Annotated in this window: 17 protein-coding genes and 1 tRNA gene; 7 read left to right on the top strand and 11 right to left on the bottom strand. The window is 49.8% G+C overall.

Features of this window, described 5'->3' with window-relative positions; genetic code table 11:
- The first annotated feature begins 64 nt into the window (after positions 1-64).
- Together hutU and KIS30_05580 are read left to right on the top strand one after the other, a co-directional pair.
- The gene (hutU, locus tag KIS30_05585; protein ID MBX8646212.1) at positions 65-1723 is read left to right on the top strand and encodes a urocanate hydratase; all 1659 of its coding nucleotides are present in this window, start codon (positions 65-67) and stop codon (positions 1721-1723) included.
- Complete coding sequence (locus tag KIS30_05580) at positions 1720-2493, top strand: hypothetical protein (GenBank protein ID MBX8646211.1); 774 nt, start codon at positions 1720-1722, stop codon at positions 2491-2493. Before hutU ends, KIS30_05580 begins: the two co-directional genes overlap by 4 nt.
- Before the next feature lie 3 nt (positions 2494-2496).
- On the opposite strand, the gene KIS30_05575 is transcribed toward KIS30_05580, so the two are convergent.
- From KIS30_05575 to metG, 3 genes are read right to left on the bottom strand one after another with little or no spacing between them, the layout of a single operon-like run.
- Positions 2497-3525, bottom strand: coding sequence for an mRNA surveillance protein pelota (locus tag KIS30_05575; protein ID MBX8646210.1), 1029 nt, complete (start codon positions 3523-3525; stop codon positions 2497-2499).
- Between the two features lie 16 nt (positions 3526-3541).
- Complete coding sequence (locus tag KIS30_05570; GenBank protein ID MBX8646209.1) at positions 3542-4204, bottom strand: PHP domain-containing protein; 663 nt, start codon at positions 4202-4204, stop codon at positions 3542-3544.
- On the bottom strand, positions 4201-6390 hold the full coding sequence (gene metG, locus KIS30_05565; GenBank protein ID MBX8646208.1) for a methionine--tRNA ligase: 2190 nt from the start codon (positions 6388-6390) through the stop codon (positions 4201-4203). Before metG ends, KIS30_05570 begins: the two co-directional genes overlap by 4 nt.
- A 200-nt stretch (positions 6391-6590) precedes the next feature.
- Here metG and KIS30_05560 point away from each other — a divergent pair, with 200 nt between their 5' ends.
- From KIS30_05560 to KIS30_05550, 3 genes are read left to right on the top strand one after another with little or no spacing between them, the layout of a single operon-like run.
- Positions 6591-7025, top strand: coding sequence for a metal-dependent transcriptional regulator (locus KIS30_05560; GenBank protein ID MBX8646207.1), 435 nt, complete (start codon positions 6591-6593; stop codon positions 7023-7025).
- A gap of 4 nt (positions 7026-7029) precedes the next feature.
- Complete coding sequence (locus KIS30_05555; protein MBX8646206.1) at positions 7030-7998, top strand: hypothetical protein; 969 nt, start codon at positions 7030-7032, stop codon at positions 7996-7998.
- Positions 7999-8043: 45 nt separating this feature from the next.
- The gene (locus KIS30_05550; protein ID MBX8646205.1) at positions 8044-9813 is read left to right on the top strand and encodes a ribosome biogenesis/translation initiation ATPase RLI; all 1770 of its coding nucleotides are present in this window, start codon (positions 8044-8046) and stop codon (positions 9811-9813) included.
- On the opposite strand, the gene KIS30_05545 is transcribed toward KIS30_05550, so the two are convergent.
- The 4 genes from KIS30_05545 to KIS30_05530 all read right to left on the bottom strand — a co-directional run bounded on the left by KIS30_05545 (position 9814) and on the right by KIS30_05530 (position 12832).
- Complete coding sequence (locus tag KIS30_05545) at positions 9814-10335, bottom strand: flavin reductase family protein (protein MBX8646204.1); 522 nt, start codon at positions 10333-10335, stop codon at positions 9814-9816.
- Positions 10336-10392: 57 nt separating this feature from the next.
- Positions 10393-11034: a DedA family protein gene (locus tag KIS30_05540; GenBank protein MBX8646203.1), complete on the bottom strand. Its 642-nt coding sequence runs from the start codon at positions 11032-11034 to the stop codon at positions 10393-10395.
- Between the two features lie 11 nt (positions 11035-11045).
- Entirely contained in the window at positions 11046-12005 is a 960-nt protein-coding gene (locus KIS30_05535; protein MBX8646202.1) for a hypothetical protein, read from the bottom strand.
- 143 nt (positions 12006-12148) lie between these two features.
- The gene (locus KIS30_05530) at positions 12149-12832 is read right to left on the bottom strand and encodes a hypothetical protein (protein ID MBX8646201.1); all 684 of its coding nucleotides are present in this window, start codon (positions 12830-12832) and stop codon (positions 12149-12151) included.
- A gap of 148 nt (positions 12833-12980) precedes the next feature.
- On the opposite strand from KIS30_05530, the gene KIS30_05525 reads away from it, so the two are divergent.
- Positions 12981-13766, top strand: coding sequence for a TPD domain-containing protein (locus KIS30_05525; protein ID MBX8646200.1), 786 nt, complete (start codon positions 12981-12983; stop codon positions 13764-13766).
- A gap of 47 nt (positions 13767-13813) precedes the next feature.
- The gene (locus KIS30_05520) at positions 13814-14800 is read left to right on the top strand and encodes a PD-(D/E)XK nuclease family protein (GenBank protein ID MBX8646199.1); all 987 of its coding nucleotides are present in this window, start codon (positions 13814-13816) and stop codon (positions 14798-14800) included.
- 12 nt (positions 14801-14812) lie between these two features.
- Here the strand turns inward: KIS30_05520 and KIS30_05515 are convergent, their stop codons facing one another.
- From KIS30_05515 to KIS30_05500, 4 genes are all read right to left on the bottom strand, one after another.
- Complete coding sequence (locus KIS30_05515; protein ID MBX8646198.1) at positions 14813-15118, bottom strand: hypothetical protein; 306 nt, start codon at positions 15116-15118, stop codon at positions 14813-14815.
- On the bottom strand, positions 15111-15563 hold the full coding sequence (locus KIS30_05510; protein MBX8646197.1) for a hypothetical protein: 453 nt from the start codon (positions 15561-15563) through the stop codon (positions 15111-15113). The genes KIS30_05515 and KIS30_05510 overlap by 8 nt, the downstream gene beginning before the upstream one ends.
- Before the next feature lie 171 nt (positions 15564-15734).
- Positions 15735-15956: a hypothetical protein gene (locus tag KIS30_05505; GenBank protein MBX8646196.1), complete on the bottom strand. Its 222-nt coding sequence runs from the start codon at positions 15954-15956 to the stop codon at positions 15735-15737.
- Between the two features lie 68 nt (positions 15957-16024).
- Positions 16025-16112 (bottom strand) — tRNA-Met (locus KIS30_05500).
- Positions 16113-16183: the final 71 nt, after the last annotated feature.

Here is a 16183-nt window from a genome sequence, read left to right as displayed (position 1 = left end):
TTAAAATGTTGGAAGTTTGGCGGCGAGATTTTTTTAACATATAGATATATTGACTGGCGGTCAAATGGATAGGAGAAACATGAGGGCGCCACGAGGCAGTGAACTCAACTGCAGAGGATGGGGGCAGGAGGCGGCACTACGGCTGCTTATGAACAATCTTGATCCTGAGGTCGCGAAGGAACCTGAGAAACTCATCGTCTACGGCGGTCGAGGCAAGGCTGCTAGGAGCTGGGAAGCCTTTGAAAGCATTGTGGCTGCCCTCAAAGTTCTCGGCAATGATGAAACGCTTCTTATTCAGTCCGGAAAACCGGTTGGAGTCTTCACAACCGGGGAAGAAATGCCGCGACTGCTTATTGTCAATTCACAGATAGTTCCAAAATTTGCGACCGATGACATTTTCTGGGATCTCGAGAAAAGGGGACTGACGATGTTCGGCCAGATGACGGCTGGTTCGTGGATATACATTGGAACGCAGGGAATACTGCAGGGCACCTACGAAACACTTCATGCCATAGCGAATCAGACCTTCGGAAGGGATTCGCTGGCAGGAAAGTGGGTGCTTTCGTCCGGCCTGGGCGAGATGGGTGGAGCGCAACCTCTGGCAATCACAATGAACGGTGGAACGGGCATAATTGTTGAAGTTGACAGGGAAAAGATTAACAGGAGAATACATGACGGTTATCTCGATACATGGACCGAGAGTCTAGATGAAGCCCTCAGAATGAAGGACGTGTCCCTGAGCCAGAACAGGCCAATATCCATAGGGCTTCTTGGCAATGCGGCGAGCACCTACACGGAGCTTTCGAGAAGAGGAATCGTGCCAGATATTGTTACCGATCAGACGGCGGCCCACGACATTATGGAAGGATACATACCCGCGGACATGAGTCTGAAGGATGCGGATGTATTACGCAAAGAAAAGCCTGAAGAGTACCGACAAGCCGTATACAGGAGCATTGTTCTGGAAATGCAGGCAATGCTGTGGTTCAGGAAAAACGGCTCAAACGTGTTCGACTACGGAAACAATATCAGGACTAGGGCGAAGGAGGGTGGATTCGAAAGCGCTTATGAGATTGAGGGGTATGTGCCGGCATACATACGCCCGCTCTTCGCAATTGGTTCAGGTCCGTTCAGGTGGGTCGCGCTATCCGGCGATCCGGACGACATAAAAAGAATAGATGCGGAGATAATAAAGGAATTCGACGACATACACCTTAAGAGATGGATTGAACTAGCCGGGAAAAAGGTGCACTTTCAGGGGCTTCCAGCACGCATATGTTATATGAAATACGGAGATAGGGAGAAAGCCGGCCTGATGATCAACAGGCTTGTAAGAGATGGAGAAGTATCGGCGCCAGTGGCGATTGGGAGGGATCATCACGACACAGGTTCAGTTGCCTCGCCGTACAGGGAGACTGAGAATATGATGGACGGCAGTGATGCAATTGCGGACTGGCCAATTTTGAACGCACTCCTGAATGCAATATCCGGTGCAACCTGGGTCTCTGTGCATCAGGGAGGTGGGACAGGAATAGGCACTTCAATACACGCTGGTTTAGTAGTCGTTGCTGATGGGACTGACCGACAGGAGGGAAAGATCGCGAAAGTGCTCAATGCAGATCCTGGACTGGGTCTGATAAGGCATGCCGATGCGGGTTATAGAAACTCGAGAGAGATAATAAGGAAGGGAGTACGATTCGGATACACCGGTAAACTGACATGAATGGCGAAGTGGAAATCAGGATCGCAAGGAAGGAAGAGTTGCACAAACTTGCTCCTATTCTTGAGGAGCTGGAGCCGGATGACTATCTTCCGGATGTTATTCAGGAATGGATAGAGCGTGAAAGTGTCTTCATCGCATTCGTGCACGAAGCGGCCGCCGGAATGTCTCACTTCGAACATTTGCCCGATGGCAGCATCTGGCTGTCTGGATTGAGAGTTGGCAAGTCGTGGAGAAGAACCGGCATCGGTGGTGCTCTGACGCGTTTTGCCACAACCATGCCCGGAGAAACCGTATTCAGGCTGATGATCAGCGACATCAACATTGCCTCAATATCCGTTACTGAGAGGGCCGGATTCAGAAGGAGAAGCAGTGTCTCACTCTGGCAGGCTGAAAACGGTGCTAACATTTTACCGGGATTCAGCCCCGCTAATGTTCTGCTTGATGAGATGGAGCATATCGGCATGTTCGGGGGGCTGCTGCCTACGGCATGGCTTGCTTTCGATCCGCGGACAGCGGACAAAAGGGATTTGGAAAGGAGGCACCTTTCATTTGTGCAGGACAGACTTGGAAGCGTTTTTCTGCTGAATGAAGAAGCAAGGGCACTGACCCCCATGCATCTCGAGAATCGTGCGTCTTTGAACACAATACCCTCAGGATACATACTCCTGGCCGAAGGAGGGGAAAAACTCGATTCAACCGGGCTCAAACAGACACTCTGGACCAAGGGCGTTGGAATTTATGAATTTAGGAAAAACGATTACAAGACCTGAAGTTCAGCGCTTGTAACGGAGTATGGCGGCCGCACCGCCAAGTGCGTCAATCTGTCTTCCGGGTTCCCATCTTGACGTTACAACCATCACTACCCCCGCCTTTTCCTCCGCCTTTTTCATCAGACGCTCCGTGGCGCTCTCTCTCAGCAGCCTGTCCGTGACAACCAGCCTGGAGACAGCTCCGGCATCCAGCGCTTCCACGATTTGTTCGATTCCGAACGTCACCGGTCCGTCGGTCGCTATGAGCTTCTTTATCTCCTCTACGACTCTTGCCTCTTCCGCGATCCGCGCCTCCTGGAACAATTTTGCATTCTCCGGTTTGGAAACTGCCTCTCTTATGCCTGCCATACCGGCCTGCCCGGTCTGAATCAGTTGTGCATTAGAGAAAAGTGAAGGTTCGGCCGCCCGCGCCTCGCGAAGGAAGTCATCCTTCATGAAGCCCGGTCCCACTACCAGAATAGGCATGCGTGGCAACGATTTCACCAGCCGAATGATGGATGCGGATGTTTCATCCCGATCTCTGGACGCGGCCTCGTCCTTAGACTTTCTGCCATGTATTGTAGCAACCTCGTCGACGCCAAAACTCTTGATGACGGCGACGGTTGCTTCGCCGTGCTCTATCGAGATACAGATGAATCTTGCGGCCCCCTTGCCGGAAGCAGCCTCCCTGAGCCTTTCAAGGGATGCGGCGTGCCACTCCTCCTTGACAATTGTTATCTCCGTTCCCTCTTCGACGTTGAAGGTGTGGTGAAGTCCCGAGCCGAATTCGGCTTCCTCGATCGTCCCAGTTACCCTGAGCATACTGCTGAACTCTGTGAACTCCACCTTCTCCACCCGGACGGTTAGATAGATGCGCACTTTGGATTCTCTCTGTGCTCTGATGGCGTCTTCCCTGGCTTCCTCCCGTCTGTAAGTGTGCCCCTTCACTACGTCCCCGGTGCGTATGATGTTGTAAAGATGCCACAGGTCATCTGAATTCGTAACGAGAACAGTTATTTCACCTGTTTTCGGATCCTGTCTGAGTATGCGCATTGAGAGCACCGCCTGTTCAGATGTGTTTGCCCTTTCTGCGTATGAATTCGGACACTATTTTAGACATCGTCCTTGCCGAGCCAGAAAACGTCTGTCCGGTACCGGCACCCGTGGTTCTGCCTGAGGCAATTTCTTGTATGATGTCGTCTGCACCCAGGTTTTCGCCATCTATGACAGTATAGGCGCGCCCAATCTCGTCCGAAGAATGTGAATCACTTCCGCCAGTACCACCTGTGCCACGCGAGGAGGCAAAAGCGAGTGCACTCTTGTTTCGAGCGTGATGATTCCTGCCATTGACCGTTTCAATGGCTTTCACATTCAGTCTGATCAGTGTATCCATCCCTGCCCCGGTGCCAAGTCTGAACGGATGGGACGGAACAGCGATTCCACCAAGCGACTCCACCTTTTCAATAGCCTCAGCCATGCCTGAGCCTGAAGGAATATCGTCAATTATGCCTATGCAGAGAAGATGTCCTTCTGCAGTAGACAATTCACATCCTGTTAATATCACAAAGTCTTCAGTACTGAAGGACTGCGCAGCAATTGAACCTTTCACAGTATTATGGTCTGTAAACGCCATGCCGTCCATGCCTCTGCGCCTTGCTGCAGCCACTGCGTCCCTTAGCTCCACATTCGAGTCAGGACTATATATGGAGTGATTATGCAGATCTAACTTCATCTTATCCTTGAACCAACACCGATTCGTCCTCCGTCCACCGTTATGAAAACATCACCCTTCCTGATTGGCAATGGCTTCCCTCCGGATACGACAACGGCGATTTCAAGTTCCGGCTTTTCGTCAGATAGGGACACTATGCCGCCGCTGTATCCGGCAATTCTGAGATCAACTTTCCGGAATTCATCAATGCTGATTGTCCTCATAGGCTCATTGTCTTCTCCGATTCTTCCGACCGGTACTTCGGAATACGGTCTGAGCAGTTTCACTGCACCCCCACTTTCTGCTGCAAGCATCATACCCTGCGACTCGTAACCCCTGAGCTTGGCTGTCGCAAGATTTGCGACAACTACAACACTCATCCCGACAAGCGCCTCTTCGGCATAATGCTGCCTCAAACCGGCCACAATCTGTCTCCTCTCTCCAGTATCAACCTCGAGCAGCAGCAATTTTTCCGCAGACGGGTGCTTTCTCGCTGAAATGATCTTTCCAACCCGAAGGTCTAGAGGGATGACGTCCGGGCTATCTACCGGCGCATCTTTCAACATATCTGGGTCGATACGGCTGAACACCGGTTTCGGCTCCTTGATTAAGTAGTGCTCTGGAACTGCGTCCAGCCTGTCCCAGCGCAGTTCTCCTGCGCAGTCAGCATAGCCGAGGAATGACATGACAGACGCGGAGGCAAACGGAAGGAACGGGAAGCTGAGTATGGCAATGCGCCTGATCAGCTCCAGATTCGCAAAGAGATCTGCAGAGCATTTTGTCCTGTCTGTCTTGATTGAAAACCATGGAGCGCATCTGTCAAAGTACTGATTGCCTGACTGAGCAAGATCCATCAGCGCTTTCAGTGCTTTCTTGAACTCGCATCCCTCGATCAATTCAGATATCAGAGAAGCAGCCTTGACAGATTCCCGTATAACGTGCTCATTCTCAGACCATGTATCAGGTCTCTTCAATTCGCCGAAATTCTTGAATGAAAAAGAAAGCACTCGGTGAAAATAATTGCCTAGTGTCGCGACGAGTTCGTTATTAACCTTTGATACCATGTCATCCAGGCGGAAGACACTGTCCCTGCCCTCAGGCATCACGGATGTGAGATAGTAGCGAAGCTGTTCCGGCGTGAATTTCCTCATGAGTTCCCTGATTTCCGGTGCCCCTCCCCGGCTCTTTGAAAACTTCATCCCTGAATTGTCCGGCGTGAGGTACTCGTTGGCGACAACATCATAAGGTAGCACGAGGTCACCGTGCGCCATCATCATAGCAGGCCAAATGATTGTGTGGAACGGAATGTTGTCCTTACCCATGAAATAATAATGCATCGCCTCCTCATCCTGCCAGAACTGCTTCCAAGCTTCCGGTTCACCCCTGTTTCTTGCCCACTCTATGGAAGCAGACAGATAACCGATTACTGCTTCAAACCACACATAAATTACATTCTTTTCGAAACCTGGAACAGGAACAGGGATGCCCCAGTCAAGATCCCTCGTGGCAGATCTGTCATCGAGACCGGACGAAATCCAGTTCAATGAGAAATCAAGCACGTTCTGCCTCCAATAATTTTTGCCGGAAAGGAATGAGTGAAGGCGCCCGGAAAAAGCAGAGAGTGAAAAAAAGAGTTGCTCGGAACCTTTCAGCACAACGGGATTTGAGCAGAGAGTGCATCTCACTTCATTCAGTTCTCCCGGTTCAAATATGGTTTTGCAGACCTCGCACTGATTTCCCTTTGCCTCCTGATATCCACATTTCGGACAGGTACCGGAGACGTACGTGTCGGCCAGAAACCGCTTGTCTGTTGTACAGTAATACTGGTCGGTGGTTTTCGCATAAAGATGACCGTCTGAATACAGTTTTCTGAAAAAAGACTGCACGACGTCGAAGTGGTTCTGAGTATGCGTTTTAGTAAAAAGGTCGAACTGTATTCCCAGCCATTCAATAGCCTCCTTGTTGGATTTGTGATACATTTCTGCTACCCGATCTACAGAAATGCCCTCTTTCTCGGCCGTTATGACAACTGAGGTTCCGTGCTGATCGCTTCCTGAAACCATCAGTACATTATTCCCTCTCATCCGCTGGTAACGGGAAAAGATATCCGGTGAAAGAAGCGAACCAGCGACATGACCAACATGTATCGCACCGTTGGCGTACGGCCATGCAACATTTACAACATATTTTGTCACAGTTACCATCATCCTTGCCGATTCACAGCATATACATCAGACAGATTCATCCGGTTTTCCGGCAGACTATCTTCATCAGATTATTAATTCTATCCCAAGTGTGGTGTGCGGACACGTGGCTGCATGGTTACGGCATTGCCTCTAATCGTGAATTGTAAATCCTTAAATACTGCACCTTACATTATTAGGGTTACCCTAATGTGGCTAATAAGATGAAAGAAAAAAAGAGATTATCCGGGATGACAAAGAAAGAAAGAGATTGTCTTGTAGCAATCAGGGAAAGTACTGTTGCGCCTTTTCCAGCGAGGTTGTGTGAAGTCGCAAGAATCATGGGTATCAGCTCGCCCTCGGCTCTTGAGATCATAGGTAGGCTTAAAGGGAAAAACTTGGCTGAGTCGAGGAATGGTATGATTACGCTCACGGAAGAAGGTGATGCCGAATACGAGAGAATAGTACTAAATCACCGCGTATTGGAATCTCTTTTTGTGCAAAGTGGCATTTCCATGGAAAAAGCATGCAGAGACATTAAGGCTTTCGATTACTTCCTGGACACAAGAACGAGTCTAGCGATTCTTAGAAAGATCGGTAACCCTGCATCCTGCCCTCATGGAGATCCGATAAGAGTAGGAACGGAAGGGGGCCAGTAGCTTGATCAGCGTGAATCTCTGGAATCCGACAGACACGGGTTTTACGACAGTACTGATGCTCTCTTACCTGCTTGGAGTTGTTCACGGAATAACCCCGGATGAACACACGTGGCCTATAACGTTCTCATATTCCGTAAGCAGTGGAGGATCCAGACAGGGCGCTAAAGCCGGACTGATATTTTCCGCGGGTTTCACCATACAAAGGGCCATACTCTCCGAGGTTGCATATTTCGCTCTCGCAGGGATATTCATGACTGCACTGTCGTTCGGAATCACATACATTGCGGTAGGGGCTGCAATGGCTGCTGCAGGAGTCTACTTTGCACGGAAGAGACACTACTTTCACATACATGTCCTGGAAAGACTCATGGAACACCTGTTCGGATTACACAGTAAACACAGCTCGGAGCAGGACAGCGAATTCGGACATACTGCCAACCCGATCGAGAGCCGCGACGGCGCCTTTGCGACCCAGCCCATACCATCCAGGCTGGCACTGGTACACGGTCTGATAGCCGGCTTCGGATTCGGTGCCTTTGCACTCATACTCTATACGGTTTTTTCACCTTCGATGCCAAGCCCCTGGCTCGGTTTTGTACCGGGTCTGCTATTTGGTCTTGGAACGATGACCATGCAGTTGCTGTTCGGCGCCTTCTTCGCCGGAACCCTGAGACGAGTCGGGAAACTCACTAAGGAGGGAATCGATTTTGTGACCGGCAACATAACAACAAGCGTGCTTCTCTATGGCGGGCTGGCATTTGCCATCTCCGGTCTGTTGGTGATAGCAATGCCCAACATACTGAACATTGGGTTGAATACTGGCATAAACGTGCATAATCTCGATAATCTGGGGATTGGATTCTTTCTCGTGGTCTTCAGCGTGGGCCTCGTTGGCATCGTCTCCTTCTTCTCAGCCATGAGGAAGGCACGGAGGCTTGGATACGTCGAGAAGCTTGGCAGCGGTGCCCCGTAGGGACAGGTTAAAGTGCAATGCTGATTTCCTTCAGAGTGGTGTAAGATGAGAGTCGCAGTACTGCTCGAAGACAGATGCCAGTCGAAGAAGTGCAATCAGGAGTGTATTTTTTTCTGCCCGGTTGTCCGTGCTGGAACAGACTGTATCAAGATGGGAGAAGAAGGAAAACCCGTTGTCTTCGAGGATCTCTGTATCGGATGCGGGATATGCGTGAACAAGTGCCCTTTTGATGCTCTTCGAATTGAGGGACTGCCGGACGAAATGAGCGAAGACACAATACACAGATACGGGATCAACTCTTTCAGGCTCTACGGTCTTCCCACTCCCAGAACAGATGCGGTTGTAGGCATACTCGGTTCAAACGGGATAGGCAAGTCCACGGCAATTTCAGTCCTTTCGGGCAATATCATACCCAACCTCGGCAATTTTGAGGCTCAGGCAGACAAAGACGCAGTTATAGAATTCTTTCGCGGAACAGGGATGAAAGAATATTTTGAAAAGCTGTACAGCGGGAAAATCAGGACAGCGACAAAGCCGCAGTATGTGGACAGCATACCGAAAACATTTAACGGCGTAGTCAGCGAGCTACTCGGCAAGGTTGATGAACGCGATATACTCCGGGATCTTGTTGAGGAACTGGGACTCAAGAATGCCATGGAGAGAAAAATATCGCATCTTTCAGGCGGAGAGCTTCAGAAGGTCGCAGTAGCCGCAACCTTCTGCAAAGATGCGGATGTGTACCTTATCGATGAACCCTCTTCTTATCTGGATATAAATGAAAGACTGAAACTCGCTTCCCTGATAAGGAGAGAGGCAAAGGGGAAGAGAATAGTCGTTGTGGAACACGATCTTGCCATTTTTGACTTCATTTCCGACAATGTATACATTTTCTACGGCGTCTATGGTGCATACGGCGTCGTATCCAACGAAATGGGCGCAAGGACTGCAATAAACGCCTATCTTGATGGCAGGATCAGGGAGGACAACATAAGATTCAGAGATTACGCAATAGATTTCCAGAAGAGGTCATCAGATAGGGAAGGCGCTTATGCACCAATACTTTCGTACACGTCGCTGGAAAAGCGATATCCAGGCTTTTCTCTGTGTGTTGAAGCAGGTGAGATAGGCAAGGGTGAGGTGATAGGCGTGCTGGGTCCCAACGCCACAGGAAAGACCACCTTCATCAAGATGCTTGCGGGAGTTGAAAAACCGGACGACGGCATTGTTGACGGTAAAATGACTGTGAGTTACAAGCCACAGTACATAAGCGCAGGGAGCGGGGCAACCGTAGAGGAACTTCTGTCATCGACTGCGGCAGAGAGATTTACACAGCAGTTCTACGTTTCGCAAGTGGTCGAGCCGATGGAACTGAGACACCTCATGGACAAGAACGTGGACAGTCTGTCCGGAGGTGAACTTCAGAGAGTGGCTGTTTCGCTCTGTCTTCTAAGAGACGCAGACATCTATCTGATTGACGAGCCGTCGGCTTACCTGGATTCCGCGCAGAGAATGAACACGTCGAGAGTAATACGACGTGTGATTGAGAACAGCAAGAAGTCTGCTATTGTTGTGGAGCATGACATTTACTTCATGGATCTTGTGGCTGACCGGTTGATGATATTTTCCGGAGAATCCGGACTTTCCGGTCACGGTTCGACTCCGATGAGCATGAAAAACGGAATGAATACATTCCTGAAATCTATAAATATAACATTCAGAAGGGACGGCAGCACGGCGAGACCCAGGATAAACAAGCTCGACTCAAGACTCGACCGGGAGCAGAAGAGCACTGGCAACTTCTACTACGATGAATAGTCAATAATTGCGCCGTCCTTGCGGCAAAACAAGTTTGCCGTCTGGCTCCATAGTCGCATAACTGCTGGCATAATATATCAGCGGGAGACGTCCGCCGGAATTGACGACCCGCGTAACGTTGGCAATCACGAGCTGGTGGTCTGCGGCGGGGATGATGTTCTGCACAGATATCTCCAGCGCGGAAATGCACCCTTCTATGATTGGCTGACCGTTGTTACCTTTCAGCCACGGAACTGTCCGGAACTTTTCCGCCTGACTGTTGCGCCGGGAAAAAGTCTCCGAAACATGGCGCTGATCGGCGGAAAGAAAAGAAACCGCACCCTTCCTCGTTATGCCTATGAGTCTCGTCGTTTCGGCGTCGTTCTGAAGAGAAACGACAACTGATGGCGGACTCAGAGAAAGCGAAAATATCGCATTTGCCGTCATGCCAGCAAGATTTGTGCCGTCACTCGTGGCTATCACAGTCACGCCTGTAGGAAACCGTGAAACGGCCGTTTTGAAATCTGCCACGTCATCGGTCATGCGGCATGTCAATCATCGCACCACTTATAAACTTGCGCCGCAGGCGACAGCTGCGCCTCACGTTGCGCGTCTTCTTGCCCTCATAACGGAGTAAATAATTCCCGCAACAAATAGCAATGCTATCACAATAGCAGCGCCGTTGAAGTAATTCAGCGCTGCATTGAGCAAAGAGATATTGCTTCCGAGCTCATATCCGAGAAGCGTAAGCATTGTAACAAAGATGAGTGTGCCGCCAAGTGTGAATATGATGAACCGCCTGTATCCCATCGCCGCTATGCCTGCCGGGAGCGATATGTATGTCCTTACAAGCGGAATGATGCGACCGAAGAAGACAGCCGACTCCCCGTGATCGCGAAAGAATGCGTCTCCGCGATCCAACTCCTTTTTCCTGATAAACAGGTACTTCCCGTGTTTCTCAAGAAAGCGCCTTCCTCCATATTTTCCAATCGCCCAGGAGACAGTTGAACCGAGCAATGAGGCTATCGTCGCAATCAGTATGACGGCAAGAAGGTTGAATCTTCCCTCGAAGCACAATACGCCGGCCAGCGTCAGGATTGCCTCACTCGCGGCCGGCACCATCATGCTGTCCAGCGTCAATAGATAGAATATGCCGGCATATCCAAGTGAGAGCAGGAGGCCCAGGCTGATGTTGAAGAGAGAGGAAAGGAAGCTCATCTTAACTCTCCAGACGGAACCCATAGTTAAATCTTTCAGGCTATGAGCCGCGAAATAGCTCCGCTACCGGCGATTCTGAGCTGGCCGGGTGGCCTTGCATTGAAAAGAATTGCAATCTCCTCGCCGAATGCCACTTCCTGATCAAATTCAATGTCTATCCGCTCCCCGGCATCAATGATCCTGGACTGTACGCACTGCAGACCTGCATTGATATGGATAATCTTTCCACCTTCCAGCGGCTCTTTATAAAAGCCTTCACGGTTGAAACTCAAACTGCCGGATTTCGCCGACTGGAAACGGGCGTTGTTCGTCAGAACGGTCCCCCGCGGAACCTGCACCGGCATCATCCCTTTAAGGGCAAGGCCAACCCTGCTTCCAGCCGCCGCCTCACCGTGGTCAACATCGAATATCTGAATCGAACGCACTGAGCCTTCAGATCCTCCTGGCTGGCCAAATACCCTGTCATGCACCTTCACGGTGCCACTTCTGACTATTCCCAGTGCGACGGTGCCGATGCCCTTGACCTCGAAGGAATGGTCCACGTCAACCCTCCAGAATTCTCCATCCTGCTCCCTCTTGACTTCAAGGTTCATGATGAATTCCCGGAGTTTTCGTTCGCAATCGTCGTCGTACTCCAGCATAGTCCAGCCAGGGAGTCTTGTTTTCGCAATAGAAAAGACCTTTTCGGAGATTGCACTGTCTGCAACTACAACACCGGGAAGGCCAAAAGTGCTGAGCGAAACTATTAGTTCTCCCAGCGTGCCGTCTACCGCATCTGCAAACAGAACAGATGCGTCCGAGAGCCTGAGGGATTGGAGAAGCGGCTGCATACGCTCAGGATAAGTTTTGGGTACGGCGATGCTCATTGCAATATCGCCCTCTCTCTTGTCGAATATCGCTATGTCGCTTTCCGTGCCCTTTTTCGCAAGTTTCTGGGCGAAGGAGGCCATTTTCTCACTCGAATGCCCGACAAATGATATGTTTGCAAATTTCACTGTATTCACACCCTGACGTCGGTGGATAGCAAAAGGTCAACAATTATCTTTTGCAGTGAATCGTTGCCACGCTGCGTCCAGGTAAGGCTGCAACCTGACATGTTCCGTGGAGGATAATGCTGGAGGAAACAACATTGGCAGACTCAACTCTTCGGCTCGTTGCAATTCGGACAGGCGTGCATGAACGCAGGATAAGAAGCACCGCACTTCTTGCACTTTACCATGTCAGTGTGATGCCTTGGGGTTGTTGTTGCCGCGGGCACGTTGTACTGCTGCGGCCTGGTCTGCTGTTCCTGTTTCTGCGGATGCCATTGCTGAGGTACTTCTTGCTTCGCCGTTGTATGGACATCAGTTTGCGAGCCAACACTCTGCATGGCGCTCTGTGGCATTTCACTGTTCATCGCACGTAGACGATACGCGCAGGCAATTAGGAAAATTCCCGGCAGGAAGCCGAAGAGAATGGACACAATACCCCAGATGATTGCCCGCTCCTCAGCAGGGACGAACTTGCCAGTGTCAATAAGCGAACTCACATGCGCCTTTATGAAACTAATTTCCAGTATTGAAACGAAGATTACTGCAAGGAAGTAGACCGAGAGCCACAGATATGACGTGGAATATGCGGCCGCATTGGGATTCACTATCACATATCCCGGAGCTGAGAACTTGAAGTAATAATAAAATGAAACAATAGAAAGGACCACAGAAATGGGAATTTCAATGAGTGCAACGATCTGTGCCCAGAAAGCATAGCTGCGCGCTTCTCTGGCCGGTGGAGGCAGCCATGGTGGCACCTCTTCTGACGTGAAAAAATTCAACTGAGTCAACTTAATCCTGCCTTTGTCGGTGAGCCTTCAGCCGACATGTGAGCGATTGAGCAATCGATATTTATTATTATCTAGTTCCCCAGTATGGGTGGGAATCGGCCCATCCAATCCTGACGAGGGGCGGATTTCAGCTTAAAAGGAACGTACGATGATGAACAGGGACTTGTATTCCGACATATACTATTCTCTCCGCAGGCCTGAGGACATAGCCAAGATGGCCGAAAAGACAAAGCTTGATGAAGAGCTAATGCTGGTAATTTACACCCAGCGCACTGTGAGATTCGCGACGCGCGATTATTACCAGATCGTAGAAATGGCACCATCTCTCCTGAGAAGATGGAAGAACGGCGAGCCGATGGTCAAAATAGCAAGGAGGCTCAATTTTCCGCCAATATTACTCGGACTCATACTGATGTCGCAGGACAACGTGGGCCGAAAGCGTTTCTGGAAGATGGTCAGGGAGCCAGAAACAATAACGGACAAGAGGCTGAAATCTGAAATGATTGCCATAAGGAAGAGCGACATACTTTATTCTCCGGAAGGTGCCGAAGTTCAGAAACAGCGTGGAATAAAGGGAGAGGAGAAGCTTGCCAAATGGCTGGACGAACAGGGCATAAAATACAGGACTGAAGCGGATTTGCGCGGAAAGTTTCCGAAGACTCCGGATTTCCTCCTTGATGAGCCGCTGGATTACAACGGTTATGAAATCAAATGGATAGATTCGAAGGCGTCGTTCGGCGATGATATCGAGCTGAGAAAGAACAACAGGAGACAGTTCCACCAATATGTGACGCTTTTTGGAAAAGGGCTTGTTCTCTACTGGTTTGGCTACATAGATGACATGAAGAGCGAAGATTCCATTCTCATCGGAGACGAAAGCATACTCGGCGAGCTCGAAAAGGCACTAAGCGCAAGTAAAAAGTTTGCGAATTGAAAAGCACATGCAATCGTTTTTATCCTTCCATGAAGCAATCGGTCTCAATGGCAGATAGATCTTTCTCCGCGGGCGAGGTGGAAAAGTTCTGTTACTGCCCCATGAGCTGGTGGCTCAGCAGGAGCGATAACACTACACAGGGAGAGAATACCAGCGCAGGCACTCTGGCACACGAAAAGCTGAGTGCTGATCTGTCCAACCTGTCTGGAAAACAGGCAGAAAGTGTCCTCTACAGCAGGATGATCATGTATTACGCCGTGATTGCGACGGCCCTCGCCGCGATAGGCATTTCACTCGTGAACTTTGACCAGAAGCTCATGATCTCAAGAATACTGCTGCTTGTGGCGGTGGTGTGGCTACTGCTCTCGCTGTCAATACTTTATCTGACCAGGACGGAGGTCTACAGCAGGAAGAGGCTGACGGAACGGCTTATCCTCTTCCTGGCTACGCTGTCTATGGTCCTGTCCATAATGTCTGTGACCATACTTCAGGTCAACACACTTCTGGCAGAGATACTGGAGACAGCATCACTCATCTGGCTCATTGGCGCAAGTAGCTTTCTCTACCTTGATTTGAGGGTGGAAGAGAAGGCATTACGACTCGAAAGAAGTATGAACATCAGCGGGAAGATCGTATACATAGGCGACGACAGCCATCCTGTGCTTGTTTCAGAGAACCGAAGCATCTCTGGTCGACCGGATTTCATAGTAGAGAGTGACGGTATGCTGATGCCTGTGGAATTCAAGTCAGGGAGAGTACCATCCGGGCCTCTGTTCTCCCACGTGATACAGATTTCAGCCTATTGCAAACTCGTTGAGGACAACTACGGTAAGAGGCCGGATTTCGGTTTCATATATTACGGTACAAAGAGATTTGCCGTGGATTACGACGACGAGGTGGAAAAACTTCTGATGACAAAAGTATCAGAGATGAAGAGTGCAGAAGATGCGGGAAACGCACACAGGAATCACAACAGACCGGGTAAATGCCTCAACTGCTCCAGAAGGAACATCTGCCCGGAGCGCCTCGTTTAACACTTGTGCGTGCTACTTACGCAGGAGTTCATCGATGGCTTTGCGCATTTCTGAAATCTGCTCCTTCATTGCAAGCATCTCCACCTCAAACGGGGTGAACCCCTTTGATTCCAGAAGTCTGTGCGCTATTGTTATTCCAAGAAAAATTGCACCTATGACAGCCAGTATGGAGATCGTTACAAGAGAAAACATGAATATGTAGAAATTTGCAGCAATCGATGATAATCGTATTATACCGGAGAACTGAAGTATCTCGAACAGCACAAGAATCGCAATGACTGCAGACCATATAACACCGGAAATTGACAATTTAGGCAATTTTAATGCCCTCCATTGCACCAACATATGGAGTATTGCCGAGGACCAGAACATGAATGTGTCTGCTTCCGGCAACCTGCTTCTCGACGCTTACCGTAGCGGAAGGATTGACGGTTATACTCGCGTTGTAATAGTACTCCGTGCTCTGTGAGCTGTCTATTGCCGTCGCATTTATTGACATAATTGATGCACGCACCTGAAGCCCGAGGTAATATGTGTTATTTGCATACTTAACCAGTCTCAGAGAATGATTCCCCGCGTAACTGTAACTGCCAGTAACGGTGATATTGTTGTAAAAATAAGGGCCAAGAGCGCCGTGGATGAAAACTGTTATGTTTCCGGCATTATAGGCAAACATGATAGAAGGATAACCCGGATAGGAGTTGGCAGGCTTCGTGTTGTTGTAAAAGCCCGTAAAAACGTTGAGTGCAACGAGTCCTGCCACAAGACAGACAATAACCGTGTTCCTGACAATTTTCTTCAGACAGAACCACCTTCCAACGGTACACGTCCTCGGGTAATGCGTTTTCTTTTGTCCTGTGCCTGACTTTCATCCGGCGAGGCTAAAACGGCTTCACCGATAAAATATATTCACATCCAAAGAAAGGCAGATCGCTCAGAATTCCATTTCTTCTGCGCCGGACTCGTCGATGGATCCGTACAGTTTTCTGTTCATGATGGCCATCCTTTCGGGTGTTTTCAGCTGATAGAATTCACATTCATAATGCGGTCCGACCAGTCTCTTACGTGAAAGGCAGTAACCCATTCGTTCACCGGGGTTCCCTTCGGGGCGATGGTCCCAGTTGATGCATTTTTTGCAGAGGTTGACCTTTTCCATTCAGCCCGGCAGAAACATTACTGCTTATAAAACAATTGCCAGACTCAACAGCGGAGAGCGGTTTTCAGTAGCGGGGGATCGATTTGAACGATCGTTCTTCGGGTTTCCCATGAGTATTATGAGCCCGACGGGATGTCCTGGCTACCCCACCCCGCTTTGTTTTGTGTTAGACTGATTGGTGCCCCCATAATAAAGCTTTCATTCTTGATATGCCTGGTAAGTCGGCC

This window comes from Candidatus Sysuiplasma acidicola (assembly GCA_019721035.1).
GTDB lineage: Archaea > Thermoplasmatota > Thermoplasmata > Sysuiplasmatales > Sysuiplasmataceae > Sysuiplasma > Sysuiplasma acidicola.
This window is presented reverse-complemented; position numbering and strand designations above follow the sequence as displayed.

Coding starts and splice junctions, on each gene's coding strand:
- hutU (MBX8646212.1), top strand. CDS start 65: ATGGATAGGAGAAACATGAGGGCGCCACGAGGCAGTGAACTCAACTGC.
- KIS30_05580 (MBX8646211.1), top strand. CDS start 1,720: ATGAATGGCGAAGTGGAAATCAGGATCGCAAGGAAGGAAGAGTTGCAC.
- KIS30_05575 (MBX8646210.1), bottom strand. CDS start 3,525: ATGCGCATACTCAGACAGGATCCGAAAACAGGTGAAATAACTGTTCTC.
- KIS30_05570 (MBX8646209.1), bottom strand. CDS start 4,204: ATGAAGTTAGATCTGCATAATCACTCCATATATAGTCCTGACTCGAAT.
- metG (MBX8646208.1), bottom strand. CDS start 6,390: ATGATGGTAACTGTGACAAAATATGTTGTAAATGTTGCATGGCCGTAC.
- KIS30_05560 (MBX8646207.1), top strand. CDS start 6,591: ATGAAAGAAAAAAAGAGATTATCCGGGATGACAAAGAAAGAAAGAGAT.
- KIS30_05550 (MBX8646205.1), top strand. CDS start 8,044: ATGAGAGTCGCAGTACTGCTCGAAGACAGATGCCAGTCGAAGAAGTGC.
- KIS30_05545 (MBX8646204.1), bottom strand. CDS start 10,335: ATGACCGATGACGTGGCAGATTTCAAAACGGCCGTTTCACGGTTTCCT.
- KIS30_05540 (MBX8646203.1), bottom strand. CDS start 11,034: ATGGGTTCCGTCTGGAGAGTTAAGATGAGCTTCCTTTCCTCTCTCTTC.
- KIS30_05525 (MBX8646200.1), top strand. CDS start 12,981: ATGATGAACAGGGACTTGTATTCCGACATATACTATTCTCTCCGCAGG.
- KIS30_05520 (MBX8646199.1), top strand. CDS start 13,814: ATGGCAGATAGATCTTTCTCCGCGGGCGAGGTGGAAAAGTTCTGTTAC.
- KIS30_05505 (MBX8646196.1), bottom strand. CDS start 15,956: ATGGAAAAGGTCAACCTCTGCAAAAAATGCATCAACTGGGACCATCGC.